Below are 12,894 nucleotides of genomic sequence, written 5' to 3' on the forward strand. Positions count from 1 at the left end.
GAATCGTGGTCTCGTTTCAGGTCAGTTGCGTGCGAGGGTGGATGGTCCAGTGGTTGGTACGCAGGGACCGCCCGGCGAAGGTCATGTCCTGCTCGCCCAGGTAGCTGAAGCCGAGGGAGCGGCAGATGCCGTTCGACGCGGCGTTCGTCGTTGCCGGAAACGCGTGTACGAGCCCCCACCGGTCGTTGTCCCGGGCCAACTCGAGCAGCATGCGCACGCCCTGCTTGCCGAGTCCCCGCCCCTGAAACTCCGGCAGCACCATCCAGCCGATCTCGCTGATGCGTTCGGTGTCGGTGTCGTGGGGCCACAAGGTCACGGTTCCCGCGACCACTGCCGGTTCGGCTTCGTCGAGCACGATCATCTTTGTCAAGTCCGTGCCGGCCGCCGCCCGTTGAACATCGCGTTGGACCTTCGACTCCATGCCCCCGCGGGGCAATGGGCCGCCGAGATCGACCATCATGGCCGGATCGCATCGCATCCGGACGTAAGCGTCGACGTCACCGAACTCGACATCACGTAGCAGCATCCGTGGTGCTCCTCTGCTCTGCTTATCTCTTGCTACTCCCGCGATCATGCCAAATGGACCGTTGGGGGGCGGACCTCATGGCCGGCGACGGCTGCAGCGAACGCCTGGTCAGCAGGGAGCGTCCGAGAGAGCTGCCCGCGGCAACAGGGCCGGCTCGTCGGCGAAGCCGACCAGCAGTGCGCCGCCGTCGACCGGGGTCACGCTGTGTACCCGGTAAGGGGAAGCGCAGGGCGCGGCGAATCCGGGTTTGGGTGTGCGGGTCCCAGGCGCGCACGGTGGCGTCGTCGCCGCCGGTGACGGCGACGGTCCGGCCGTCGAGCGTGGTGACGGCCAGGTCCGCGATCCGGCGGCGGTGACCGTACAGCGGCTCGCCGCGCTCCCGGCCCGTCGTGAGGTCCCAGAGCCTCGGGCGGGGGTCGCACCCGGCGGTGGGACGGCGACGGGCGTGCCGTCCACGAGGGCCGTCGCGACACGCTCCATCGCGCGGGTGTGGCCGTGCAGCTGCCCGGCGCCGGTGCCCGCGCAGACCATGCCGTGCGCGACGCTCGGGGTGCAGCAGCTCAACTGGCTCGCGGTGGAGCCCTGGTGCCACAGCTCCTCGCCGCTCACCGCGTCGAAGGCGGTCGACTGGGCCCGCGCGCCCTGCACGTAGACCCGGCCGTCGGCGACGGCCGCCGCGGCGGCCGACCCGTCGGGCAACCGCCGCTGCCGGCGCTCCTCGCCGGTCGCCGCGTCCAGCGCTCGGATCCGGGAGGCGTCGCGCAGCAGGTTGGCCGGGGGGTGGACGAGGCGGATCAGGCCGTCGGCGACCACCGGCCGGCCGTCGCCGACCTCGGCGACCTGGCGCTGTGAGGGTGCTACCGCACAGCCGCCGAGCTCCCGCGGATCACCCGACGCCATCGTCGGCCTCCGCTTCGACGGGCCTGATCCGGAGCGTGAAGCGGGCCGCAACCGCGGCCAGATGGTGCCGTGGCTGGACGGAAGGTCCGCACGAGCCGCTGCCGAGGCCGCGGTGTTCGAGGTCGATGTCGAGGTGGACGAGGCCGTCGGGCTCCGGGCCGACGGTGTGGTCCGCGCTCTGCACAGTCTGTGTGGACCAGGGTTTCACGGTCAGGTCGAACCACGGGCTGCCGGTGATCTCGATGCCGCAGGTGCCGTATCCGGCGGGACGTGACGGGGTGCCGCCGGTGCCACGCGTGCCGCCCGAGCCGTCCGTGCCTTCCGTGCCGTCCCCGCCGAGGCGGGAGCGGGTGAGGCGGGCCCACCTGAGGTGTCTCCGGTTGCCGTTCTCCTGCGGGCGCACGTAAGGGGTCTGCATGGCTTCGACGGTGCTCTCGTACCGTCCGACCCGTACCGCACTGTCGCTGTCCCGGTAGGCCTCACCGGGTCCGAGGCCGAACCAGGTGACGCGGTCGAACTCGCCCGGCACGGTCATTGCGACGCCGAGTCTGGGCAGCGGGACGGGCCACGGACCCAACGGCGCGGTGTCGACGGTCAGCACAAGGCAGTTCCCGTCCTGGGCACTCCAGTGGTAGTCGGCGAGCAGGCCGAGGTCCGATCCCGCCGGGGACATCCTGGTCCGTACGGTGATTCCGTCGTCGTCGGTCTCGACCTGCAGGACCTTGTGCCGGAGGCGGTCCAGTCCGGCCTGCTGCCATGCCGCACCCAGCGGTGAGACCCGGTCGTTGTCGATCGGCGCCCGCCACACATCGGCCCGGGGCCCGTACACGGGCAGTTCACCGAGGCGGACCAGAGTTCCGGTGATGGCGTCGAACCGGGCGGCGCCCAGCGTGATCGTGTCGCCGTCGCGGCGCGGCACCGGGAGCCGGCCGCCGTCTCCGCGTCGCGGTGAGGCGTCCGGCTGAACGGTCTGCGACGTGCTGTCGGCGACCGGACCGATCTGGGTCCAGGTGACGGTGTGACCCACGTCGGCCCAGGGTTCGTCCGCGGCGAGTTCGGCGCTCACGGTCAGCCAGTGCTCTCCTCGCCCAGCCGTGTCGACGGCCTTGGCCAGGGAGTCGGGCCAGTCGGCACGGTCCTGCGCGCCGGGCACGACCACGGATACGTCCCACTCGCCATCGGCCACGGGGACACCGTCGGCTTCCAGGCGCCAAGTCCACCTGAGATAACCGGTGTCACGGGTGTGGTGCAGGTTGCGGACCACGATGCCCCGGCCCGGTCCGGCGTCGACCCTGACCGGATCGATGACCTTCGCGTACTCCAGCAGTCCGGGCGAGGGGGTGCGGTCCGGGAACAGCAGCCCGTCGATGACGAAGTTGCCGTCGTGGACGGGCTCCCCGAAGTCCCCGCCGTAGGCGTGGTACAGGGTTCCGTCGGTGTCTCGCCGTGCGATGCCGTGGTCGATCCACTCCCAGACAAAGCCTCCGGCCAGTCGCGGATGCGCTTCGAACAGCTCCTGGTACTCCGCAGTCCGCCGGGGCCGTTGCCCATGGCATGCCCGTACTCGCACAGCAGCAACGGCATGGCGCGCCGCCGAGCGTCGTTCGCGGGGTCGCCGGTCAGCGGTTCCTGACCGCAGGCGATCGCCGCCACTGTGGAGTGGTCCGGGTACATCAGCGAATACAGGTCGGTGCACACACAGTTGTCCCAGTCGCCCTCATAGTGGATGAGGCGGTCCGGGTCCCGGTCGCGGATCCATGCGGCCATGGCCTCCAGGTTCGCCCCGGTGCCCGACTCGTTGCCCAGCGACCAGATCACGACGCTGGGATGGTTCTTGTCCCTTTCCACCATCCGCTCGGCCCGGTCGAGCAGCGCCACCCGCCAGGCCGGGTCGGCACCGGGATTGCCCCGCCAGTCATTCTTCGAGAAGCCGTGCGCCTCCAGGTCGCATTCGTCGATGACCCAGAGCCCGTACTCGTCGCACACGTCGAGGAAGGCCGCATCCGGCGGGTAGTGGCTCGTCCTGACGGCGTTGATGTGATGCCGTTTCATCAGCAGCACGTCGGTGAGCATCGTCTCGTGCGTGAGGGTCCGTCCGGTGACGCGGCTGTGGTGTCGTCGAAGCCCGCCACGGACACGTCCGTCGGCAGGGCTCGTCCGTGCTCGCGCAGATCGCGTCACGTCCGCTTGGCGCCGGACAGAGACCTGGCTCCGAACGGGTCGCGGGCGCTGCTGCGGCTGACGAACGGGGTCACCGAGCCCACGGCGATCGATCGACCTGTACCCCATTCAACCCAAACACAACATCAGGGCGCCAGGTCAAGACCTCGGGCTTCGGGCTCCGCCGACTGGAGTGTTGGGTTCTGCGGTGACGGGGCACAGCCCGCCTGAGCAGCCAGGACGGGGCAGGATGCGGCCGACGGGCGTTCGGGGTGGTGGCGTGGAACTGCTGTGCGGGCCGTGTCAACGAATGACACGCCATCGCCTGGGTGATCCGGTTTCAGCAAGTCGCCTGGACAGGCTAACGACATCTCAAGTGCCCTGAATTCAGCGACTAGTTCACTTTGTCTAAGATTATATGAAAATAGCATATGGCGTACATTGCGTACCCCGATCGATGCTCCGACACCTGCACCCAACCCGTCCGATATGACAGGTATGGGGAGCGTCAGTACGTTCAATCACGGGTCGGCTGCTCAGCCGATCCCTCTGAGACAGGAGAAAGTGACATGGCTACCCGTTCCACCGTTGTTACGGCCGCTGTCGCGGCCGCCGCGGCCCTGGCCGCCACCGGCATCACCTACGCGTCGGCCGCCACCTCCGAGCCGGCCCAGGCCGCCCCCGTCGTCCAGCAGCAGGCCGCCCCGGCCGTCCAGCAAGCTCCCGCCCCCGTCACAGCCCTCGAAGGCGGCGACGGTGGCGGCGGCAAGGGCAATGGGGGCGATGAGGGCAATGAGGGCAGGGGCAACGAGGGCAGGGGCAACGAGGAGGGTCGTGGCCACAACGAAGGCCGCCGCCACTACGAGGGCCGCATCCACATCAACGAGCGGACCTACTCCGACGAGCGCGGTGGCTGCATCACCGTCGTCAGCGGCCTCGGTTCCAAGAGCCTCAACATCCGTAACGACAGCCGCCGGACCATCGAGGTCTTCCGCGGCGCCACCTGCGACAACGGCGCCCCCATCGCCACCGTCGGACCCCACAGCTCCAGCGACGGCGTCTTCCCCGGCCACGTCCGGGGCGGCGTGTGGGTCAAGAACGGCGTCGTGGGCAGCTTCCGCGTGATCGACCACCACTTCGGCGACCGCGACCGCGGTGGTGACCGAGACTACTGACCGAGTCAATCGGTTGACGTAGAGCCCCGGCCCGCCGGAATCGGGCCGGGGTTCCACCCCGAACCTCCCACATGCCGTACACGGCCAACGATCCTCGGCACACCCGGCCGTCCGGCCGGCAACAACGTGGCACCGGCGCGGCAGACGCCGCCCACGACCCAGCCACCCAGAAGCCCGCCCCACCCCCCCCCACCACGCCACCTCGATGCCCGCACCTCGGCGGCCAACACCTGGATGACCGAGGTGCGGTGGTGACGTGCGGACGGTGGTCGGCCATCTCGGACCGGCGGCTTCCGCGGTTGCTCCGCCTGTCGGCTTCAACCGGGCAGAGCCGGGCGATACCGACGGCGCGTTCGGCACACATGACCGGCCCCCGGATCCGAGGGCCGGTTCTGCCTGTCGGGCACCGGCCGATGCACTGGGGCGGACGACGCCCCCCGGGAGAGCGGCACCGGCCAGGACTCCCCGGTCAGCCGACGTTCACATCGATGCAGGCGCAGAACGCGTTGGCGGTGTCCGCGATGTTCCACACCGCGATGCCCACCGAAGAAGTGCTGCCACTTGCTCGTGGCGTGATGGGCCGCCAGAATCCACTGGAAGGACGTGGTCCTGCTCACCGGGGTAACCTTCCACACCTTGGAGTCGTCGTCGAGTTCATCTACAGGTCCTCGTCAAGGGTGCCGGCGCTGACCCACCTCCACCGCCGACGACGCCTCCTCGGAGCACCGGGACCGCGCACCGGCGGTCCCGGGCCGAGACGTCGCAGCGGCCGATCAGGTCCCGGCCACAACGTCCTCGTGGACGGGCGGTCGTCAGTGCCGCATCACCCGCCCGTCACACCGTCCGTACGCTCCCGCAACAGGTCGGCGTGGCCGCAGTGGCGGGCGTACTCCGCGATCATGTGGACGTGGACCATGCGGAGCGAGTACACCTCGCCGCCATGGGTGAAGGTGTCGTCCATCGAGGCATCCGCGACGATCTCGTCCGCCAGTTGGCATTCCTCGACCAGGCGCGCGTAGTCCTCGGCGGCTCGGGACGGGTCCACGTCCTCGAAGTCTGCGTCCTTGCCCTTCTCGGGGTCGTACATCGGGTCGAGCGTCTGACCGGCGAACCGCTGCCGGAACCAGACGCGTTCCACCTTGGCCATGTGGCGGATCAGTCCGAGGAGTGTGAGGTTCGACGGCGAAACCGTCTGTTCGGCGAGTTGCTTCCCGGTCAGACCGGCGCACTTGTGCAACAAGGTGCCGCGGAACCAGGCGAGGTATCCGGTGAGCATCTCGCGCTCACCGGCCACGAGCGAACCGGGCATGCGCTCAACATCGGGTGCTGTCCATGTCATCCCTCGATCCTGCCTCGTGCCCGCCGGACAGGGACAGGGCTTTTCGCTCGGACGCCGGCGTGACCGGCGCACGCCCGCGCGCCGGTTTCAGACACTCCCCACGGCCGTGGCGCGCTCGGCCGGTCGGCCTTCGCCCACGGGTTCGAGGATGTTCTCGCGCAGTGCGGCCAGCAATTCCTCGTCGAAACCCAGGAGTTCGGCCGCGTAGGCGCGGACGGAGCCGTGGGTCGCGGTGAGATCCGCCAGAAAGAGCCGCATGATGTCGGCGGGCGCCCGGCCGTACCCGGGCCAGACAGGCTGCTGACCGTCGTGGTCCGCCCGCCAGTCGGCCAGGAGCCGTTCGCTGGCGAGCTCGGTGAGGGTGAAGTCGGCGATGATGTCGTCCTCGGCCACACCCAGCAGGGACAGAACGAGTGCGGCGAGCAGCCCGGTGCGGTCCTTGCCCGATGCGCAGTGGAAGACGACGGGCCCGCTGTCCTCGGCCGCGAGCACATCCAGGGCGAGGCGGAGTTCCGCGACTCCGTCGTGCGCGACCTCCGCATAGCGGTCGGCCAGGAAGCGTCCGGTCTCCACGTCCGGGCCGAGTGCCGCCTGGTCGTAGGGCCGGTGCTCGATGCTGAGGTGGTGGTATCGCAGTCCCGGCGCGTCGGGCACTCGTCCCTGGGCCGCGATCTCCCAGTCGTAGCGCAGGTCGATGACCGTACGGACACCGAGGGCCAGAAAACGGTCCCAGTCCATGCTCCCGAGCTTGCCCAGCGAGTCGGACCGGTAGAGCCGCCCCCAGCGGACCGGACGGCCATTTTCTCCGCGATATCCGCCCACATCACGGAAGTTGTGCAGTCGATCGAGCGCCACGTGTCTTTTCACGCTGCAGAACCTTAAGGCAGCGCCGAGAATGCAGGCGTGTCTACTCCTGTTCTCCCCGTCGGGCGCGTTCCGCGGGACGACTGGTCCCTGCTGCTTCTGTCGGCTGCTTCCGGCGCGGCCGATGCGTTCGCGTTCATCTGTGTCGGTCAGGTCTTCGCCGGGGTGATGACCGGGAATCTGGTGCTGCTGGGCGCTTCCGCGGCCGGTGTCGGGGAGCACGGGGTGGCCCTGCGCGTGATCACCGCGCTCGCTTCGTACGGCGTCGGTGTCGTGTGCGGTGCGCGGATGAGCGAACGGTTGCGGTGGCCGCTGCCGGTGATGCTGCTGATCGAGGTGGTGCTGCTCGCGACGGGGGCTGTGCTGTGGGCGCTGGATCTGATCACCTCGTACGGGGACCGGCTGGGGCTGCTGGTACTCATTTCCGTGGCCATGGGGATCCAGGGGCGGGTCCTCGCCACGCCCACCAACTACTTCACCGGCACTCTGACGTCTCTCGTCGGCCGCGCGACGCTTCGGTCGTGGAACCAGGAGGACATCCGGGTGGCCGGCCGGCTGATCGCGGTCGTGGCGGGCGCGTCCGTGACCGCGCTGGCGGTACGACTGTGGCCGGGCGCCGCTGCCCTGGTGGCCGTGGTTCCGGCGCTCGGTGCGCTGCTGGCCGAGACTGCGCCCCGGAGGCTGCGCCGGGGCTGACCGTACCCGTCCCGGCAGTCCTTGACCGGTGCGACACCCAGGGCACAGGCACAGGCGCAGCCGCCGGTGCCCGCAGCGCGCAGCAGGTACCGGACAGGAATACCGCCGCCGCGTCCGGGGCGAGGGGAAGCCCCGGCGCGGCGTCCGGACCGCCGCCGTCCCAGCGCCGCGGCGGCGACTGGGCTCAGCGTTCCTCACGGAAGAGGACGTGCCTCCCCGCGACGGCGTCGAACTTGCGCAGAACCAGCCGGTCGGGGTTGTTCCGGCGACTCTTGCGCGTCACATAGCTCTGCCCCGTTCCGGCCGTAGACCGGAGCGTCACGACGGGGCGGGTTTCACTGCGGGCCATGGGTGCCTCCAGACTCCCTCGCCGACCCCACCCCCCTCATGGGAATGGGTATCGTTATCGTTCTGACCCCTGTAACGCGAGGGGGCGCCGCCGCATTCCCGCCCGCTCGTAATCCAGCGCACGCGGGCGCGTGGGCGTCCGCGCGCGCCGGGTTACTTGAGTCAACGTCCGTCGACAGCAAGGCCGTTCGACGGACCGGCGCTCTGCGCAGCCTGTGGCATATGCCAGAAGCAACGACGCATCGAGTGTTGCCAAATCCCTTACGGCCCCCCGCAGCCTGTGCAACAGTCGTCTACGGTCCACCTTTCAGACCTGGTCGTGCCGCGCCTGTATCGGAGTACGAGATGCCGTCCCATCTGTCTGCGGACCGCCCCGCCCCTGAGTCACCCGAGCACCATGCCGTCGACGCCCTGATCAACCGGGCCCGTCGGCTGCGTGGCGATGTGGATGCCGTGCGGCGGGAGGCGGTGCTGATCGACGAGGAAGACCCGCAGATGCGCTGGCAGCGCGCGCTCTGCGAGCTGGCGGTCCATCACCTCGACGATCTTGGTACACAGCTGGGACAGCTCAAGGAGGGCATCCCGTCAAAGGCGCCGGAACAGCCCCCGGGGAGTTCGGCGCAGGACGTCTGGGACATGGCCGTCGACCAGCCGGAGTCCGGTGCGCTGATCGGCAGGGTGGGCAGCGCGGAGTGGAATCTGCTGACCGACGAAGTCACCTGGTCCGAGGAGCTGTTCCAGATCTTCGGCAGGTCGCACGACGCACGGCCCCTCTCGCTGGACGACCTTCCGTCCGTGGTCCTGCCCGAGGACCAGCCCCTGCTCACCTCTCTGGTGACGGACTGCCTGGTCGACGGCAAGCCGATAGACGGCGAATTCCGCATCCTGCGGACCGACGGCCGGATGCGTACGCTCCACATGATGGGCGAGCCCGTCCTCGACACCGACGGGTGCACCGCCTCCATGTGGGCGGTCCTGCGCGATGTCAGCGAACTGCGGGGCAGCCAGCAAATGGTGCGCCGGAGCCGCGATTCGCTGCGGCGTCGGCAGCACATGGCGCGGACCGAGCACCGGATGGCGGTCGAACTCCAGGAGGCCGTGCTCCCCCCGTGGCGGGGCTCGCTGCAGCTGCCCTCGAAGGGAGCGCGCGCGCTGGACATCGCGGCCCACTACCTTCCGTCGGCGTCGAGTTCCCTGATCGGCGGTGACTGGTACGACGCGCTGGAACTGCCGGACGGCAGGACCGTGCTCACGGTCGGCGATCTGACCGGCCACGGCATCCAGGCCACCTCGGCCATGGCAATGCTGCTGGGCGCGCTGCGCGGGATGGCCGTGGCCGGCATCGAGCCGGGGCCCCTGATGGGGCATCTCAATCAGCTGCTGGAATCCGCCGTCCAGCCCGCTCTCGGCAGCGCGGTGTGCTGTCGATTCGATCCGTCCACCGGCATCCTCGCCTGGGCACAGGCGGGGCACCCCGCACCGCTGCTGTTCCGCGACGGCGAAGGGCGCCCGCTGCTGCCACCGGACGGAGTCCTGCTCGGCGCGACCTCCGGGGTCGCGTACGAGCAGGACGAAGTGCGCCTGCTGGCCGGTGATGTGCTGGTGCTGCACACCGACGGCCTGAACCGTCACCGCGACCGGGGTGCAGGCCCGGACGCACTGCTCGCTCTCGCACCGCACTTCGCGCAGGCCCGTACGGCCCAGGAGTGCGTACGGACGGTCGTCACGGAATTCGGCGGCAGCGAGCGCCTCGACGACGCGTGCGTGCTGATCGCCCGCATCGGGGCGTAAGACACAGCGGCACGCAAGGCGTGCGGCGACGCGGTACGCAGAGGGACGAGCCGCCTGCAGGTACGGCGCTTCGATGGCCGGCGCTCCGACAACCGATGCTCCGACAGCGGTCCGTGACAGGGCAGTTGTTGACCGGCGCCCCGTCGCCGCGGCGCCCTCGTGTCAGATCTCGGACGAGCGCCTGCGCTGCTTGATGATGGAGCTCTGCGGCAGGGAGAGCTTGATCTCCTCGCGCAGGTCCTCGATCTTCGCGTAGCCCGCGAACTGGCCCGTCAGCCGGTACATCTCGCGCAACCGGTCCCAGGTGCGGTGCGAGGAGGTCTCCCCCATCGACACCAGGGCGAGCCGTGCGTAGCGGTCGGCCTGCTCGGGATCGTCGGCGATGAAGCATGCCGAAGCCAGCGAGATGTAGTCGAAGATCTTGGACCGCTGGCGTCCGTTGGCCCGCAGCTCCAGCGCTTGCCTGGCATGGCGTTGAGCCACGCTCGCCGCCGACGGTTCGTGTTCGGCGAGCGTACGGAACGCCAGGGCCTGCATGCCGTGCAGATCCGCCTCGTCGAACATCTGCATCCAACTGGGAGGCGGCACATCGCTCTTGTCCGAGACGAAGAGTTCCTCGGCCTTGCCGAGCGTGCGCCGCATCGCCTGGCCGCGGCCCATGGACGCCTGTGCCCAGGCCTCGATGGTGTGCAGCATCGCCTGGGTGCGCGGCAGGACCATGTCCCCGGAACCCGACTTGGCGAGCTTCATCAGGTCCAGGGCGTCGTCGGGACGGCCCAGGTGGACCATCTGACGGGCCGCCCTGGAGAGCGCCTCGCCCGCGCGCGGGCGGTCGCCGCCCTCGCGCGCCGCGTGCGCCGCGATGACGAAGTACTTCTGGGCGGTGGGTTCGAGGCCGATGTCGTGGGACATCCATCCCGCGAGGACCGCGAGGTTGGCGGCGACGCCCCAGAGGCGGCGCTGCAGATGCTCGGGGTGACGGTAGGCGAGCATCCCGCCCACCTCGTTGAGCTGGCCCACCACAGCCTTGCGCTGGAGTCCGCCGCCCCGGGAGGCGTCCCAGGCGCGGAACACCTCGACGGAGCGTTCGAGCGCCTCGATCTCCTCCGAGCCGATGGGCGCGGCCTCGTACCGGTCGAAACCGGCCGGGTCGGCGTACAGCGGGTCGTCGGTCCTTGGAGCATCGGCCGCCAGTACAGGGTCGGTGTGCAGCCAGTCGTGCATGGGGCCGGTGATGGTCGATCCTGCGGCGAGCGCGGCGCCCGCGCTCACCAAGCCTCGTCGGTTGAGCATGAGGTCCATTCCCGTGAAATCGGTGAGGACCGCTGCCGTCCGTTCGGGCGCCCAGGGAAGTCCGTCGGGATTGTGCTGCGTCCCGACCTCCCGCCGTTTTCCCACACGCCCGCGCCGGCCGAACCCGAGGTCCTCGATGGTCACGACACGACCGAGCCGCTCGGTGAACAGGGCAGCCAGCACTTTGGGCACGGGATCGCGGGGGGACTCCCCCATGTCGATCCAACGCCTCACCCGCGAGGTGTCGGTGGCCAGCTGCGGGTGGCCCATGGCCGCCGCCTGCCGGTTCACCATTCTCGCGAGTTCGCCCTTGGACCAGCCGGCGAGGCCGAACAGGTCGCACAGGCGGGTGTTGGGTTCTCCGGTCACGTCAAGCCCCCAGGTTCTCGGCTGTGTTGACAGTAACCCCCTGTCAGGTGCCTTGCGAGTATTCGCCATGGTTCGCCAGGGTCCGCCAGATGGTCTGCCACCGGCGCGCCGGTGTCAGGTAGGAATGCGCCACCCCGCCCGGCAGCCCTAGGTACTCCCCAGGGTGCCGAACGGCCGCCGGCCGGGGCGGTGCACGCAACTTGTCGGCGCACGAAGGGATCTGTCTCGCCCATGTACACAGCATCGTCCTCCGTGACCGCCCCGCCCCGGCCGCTTCGTCCCCTGGGGGCGGGCGGCGGGCCGTACCTCGCCCCGCTTGCCGCTCCCCCGCCGCCCGGCACGGTCCGGCCGCGGCGGCCGGCGGGGCTGGGCGGGCCGCCGCTCAGCGGGCGACTGGACCTCTCCGGGCCGCAGGGCGCCCAGCTGAGGATGGCGATCGCCTCCGTCCAGCGGATCTGCCCCGAGTTCAACCCGGTGCAGGTGTTGCGTCGCAGCGGCCGCTCGGTGCTCCTCGTCGGCTCCACCGGTCGTGCGACCGCGGTCGCCAAGTGTTTACTGGACCACTCCCCCGCGTGGTCTGAGCGGTTCCGCCACGAAATAGCGGCATACCGTGCGTTCGTCCGGCACCGCCCGCCGGTGCGGGTGCCTCGGCTCATCGCGGCCGACCCGGAGAACTGCACGCTGGTGATCGAGCGGATGCCCGGCCGGGTGGCGGCCCTGACCCGGCATCCGTCGGAGGCCCCGCCCCGCGCCGATGTCCGGGCCGCGCTGGGCGCGATCAGCCGGGTCAATGCCTGGCGGCCGGCGCCCGGGCTCTTCGACGCACCGCTGGACTACGCCTCGCGGATCGCCCGGTACCACGAGCTGGGGCTGTTCACCGACCGCGATCTGGGCGACCTGCAGAAGCTGCTGCACGGCCTGGCGCACGCGGGCGGCCGTCAGGGCATGGGGCAGTTCTGTCACGGTGACGCGCTGCTCTCCAACATCCTGCTGTCGCCCACGGGTCCGGTCCTGGTGGACTGGGAGCACGCGGGCTGGTATCTGCCGGGCTACGACCTGGCGACGCTGTGGGCGGTCCTGGGCGACGCTCCGGCGGCGCGGCGTCAGATCAGCCAGCTGGCCCAGGCCAAGGGGCCCGCCCAGCGGGATGCGTTCCTGGTCAACCTGATGCTGGTACTGACGCGGGAGATCCGTACGTACGAGGCGGCTGTCCAGCGGGCCATGCGCGAGCCGGTGCCCCCGGGCGCCGGTCAGGACCGGCCGGGCGTGCTCTCGTCGAGCGAGGAGCAGCGGCTGCTGCTGCGCCGGCTGCACGACGACTGCGCGATGGCCCGCCGGGCCGTACGTGCCGCGGTCGGCACTCGCTGACCCTGCCCGGGGGACGCGCGCTGCGGGTCCGGTGCCTACACACCGGACCCGCAGCGCGCCCATGT

Annotated in this window: 11 protein-coding genes and 2 pseudogenes; 4 read left to right on the top strand and 9 right to left on the bottom strand. The window is 70.2% G+C overall.

The window, feature by feature from the left end; translation table 11 throughout:
* Positions 1–16: 16 nt before the first annotated feature.
* The 4 genes and pseudogenes from OH735_RS01385 to OH735_RS01400 all read right to left on the bottom strand — a co-directional run.
* Positions 17–526 carry a GNAT family N-acetyltransferase; N-acetyltransferase gene (locus OH735_RS01385; RefSeq protein WP_406378717.1) on the bottom strand — a complete coding sequence of 170 codons (510 nt, stop codon included), beginning with the start codon at positions 524–526 and terminating at the stop codon, positions 17–19.
* Between the two features lie 108 nt (positions 527–634).
* Positions 635–1,426, bottom strand: coding sequence for a PQQ-binding-like beta-propeller repeat protein (locus OH735_RS01390; RefSeq protein ID WP_406378719.1), 792 nt, complete (start codon positions 1,424–1,426; stop codon positions 635–637).
* Positions 1,413–2,690, bottom strand: coding sequence for a beta-galactosidase domain 4-containing protein (locus OH735_RS01395; RefSeq protein ID WP_406386356.1), 1,278 nt, complete (start codon positions 2,688–2,690; stop codon positions 1,413–1,415). Before OH735_RS01395 ends, OH735_RS01390 begins: the two co-directional genes overlap by 14 nt.
* A gap of 87 nt (positions 2,691–2,777) precedes the next feature.
* A pseudogene (locus OH735_RS01400) lies at positions 2,778–3,715 on the bottom strand (glycoside hydrolase family 2 TIM barrel-domain containing protein); the annotation flags it as partial.
* Between the two features lie 440 nt (positions 3,716–4,155).
* Here OH735_RS01400 and OH735_RS01405 point away from each other — a divergent pair.
* The gene (locus OH735_RS01405; RefSeq protein WP_406378721.1) at positions 4,156–4,761 is read left to right on the top strand and encodes a hypothetical protein; all 606 of its coding nucleotides are present in this window, start codon (positions 4,156–4,158) and stop codon (positions 4,759–4,761) included.
* Between the two features lie 469 nt (positions 4,762–5,230).
* Here OH735_RS01405 and OH735_RS01410 read toward each other — a convergent pair.
* The 3 genes and pseudogenes from OH735_RS01410 to OH735_RS01420 all read right to left on the bottom strand — a co-directional run.
* Positions 5,231–5,417 (bottom strand): annotated as a pseudogene (locus tag OH735_RS01410) (chitin-binding protein); the annotation flags it as partial.
* A gap of 167 nt (positions 5,418–5,584) precedes the next feature.
* Positions 5,585–6,100 (bottom strand): DinB family protein, encoded by a 516-nt coding sequence (locus OH735_RS01415; protein WP_406378723.1) that lies wholly within the window; start codon positions 6,098–6,100, stop codon positions 5,585–5,587.
* A gap of 87 nt (positions 6,101–6,187) precedes the next feature.
* Positions 6,188–6,967, bottom strand: a complete 780-nt coding sequence (locus OH735_RS01420; protein WP_406378725.1) for a tyrosine-protein phosphatase — start codon at positions 6,965–6,967, stop codon at positions 6,188–6,190.
* Between the two features lie 90 nt (positions 6,968–7,057).
* Between OH735_RS01420 and OH735_RS01425 the strand changes: the two genes are divergently transcribed.
* Entirely contained in the window at positions 7,058–7,660 is a 603-nt protein-coding gene (locus OH735_RS01425; protein ID WP_406386357.1) for a YoaK family protein, read from the top strand.
* 184 nt (positions 7,661–7,844) lie between these two features.
* On the opposite strand, the gene rpmG is transcribed toward OH735_RS01425, so the two are convergent.
* Positions 7,845–8,009: a 50S ribosomal protein L33 gene (gene rpmG / locus OH735_RS01430; RefSeq protein WP_406378727.1), complete on the bottom strand. Its 165-nt coding sequence runs from the start codon at positions 8,007–8,009 to the stop codon at positions 7,845–7,847.
* 344 nt (positions 8,010–8,353) lie between these two features.
* Here rpmG and OH735_RS01435 point away from each other — a divergent pair, with 344 nt between their 5' ends.
* Positions 8,354–9,799: a PP2C family protein-serine/threonine phosphatase gene (locus OH735_RS01435; RefSeq protein WP_406378729.1), complete on the top strand. Its 1,446-nt coding sequence runs from the start codon at positions 8,354–8,356 to the stop codon at positions 9,797–9,799.
* 162 nt (positions 9,800–9,961) lie between these two features.
* Here OH735_RS01435 and OH735_RS01440 read toward each other — a convergent pair whose 3' ends face one another.
* Positions 9,962–11,461, bottom strand: coding sequence for a hypothetical protein (locus OH735_RS01440; RefSeq protein WP_406378731.1), 1,500 nt, complete (start codon positions 11,459–11,461; stop codon positions 9,962–9,964).
* 231 nt (positions 11,462–11,692) lie between these two features.
* Here OH735_RS01440 and OH735_RS01445 point away from each other — a divergent pair, with 231 nt between their 5' ends.
* Positions 11,693–12,829, top strand: a complete 1,137-nt coding sequence (locus OH735_RS01445; RefSeq protein WP_406378733.1) for an aminoglycoside phosphotransferase family protein — start codon at positions 11,693–11,695, stop codon at positions 12,827–12,829.
* The last annotated feature ends 65 nt before the right edge of the window (positions 12,830–12,894 follow it).

The sequence above is a fragment of the Streptomyces sp. NBC_01618 genome (assembly GCF_045209435.1).
Classification (GTDB): domain Bacteria; phylum Actinomycetota; class Actinomycetes; order Streptomycetales; family Streptomycetaceae; genus Streptomyces.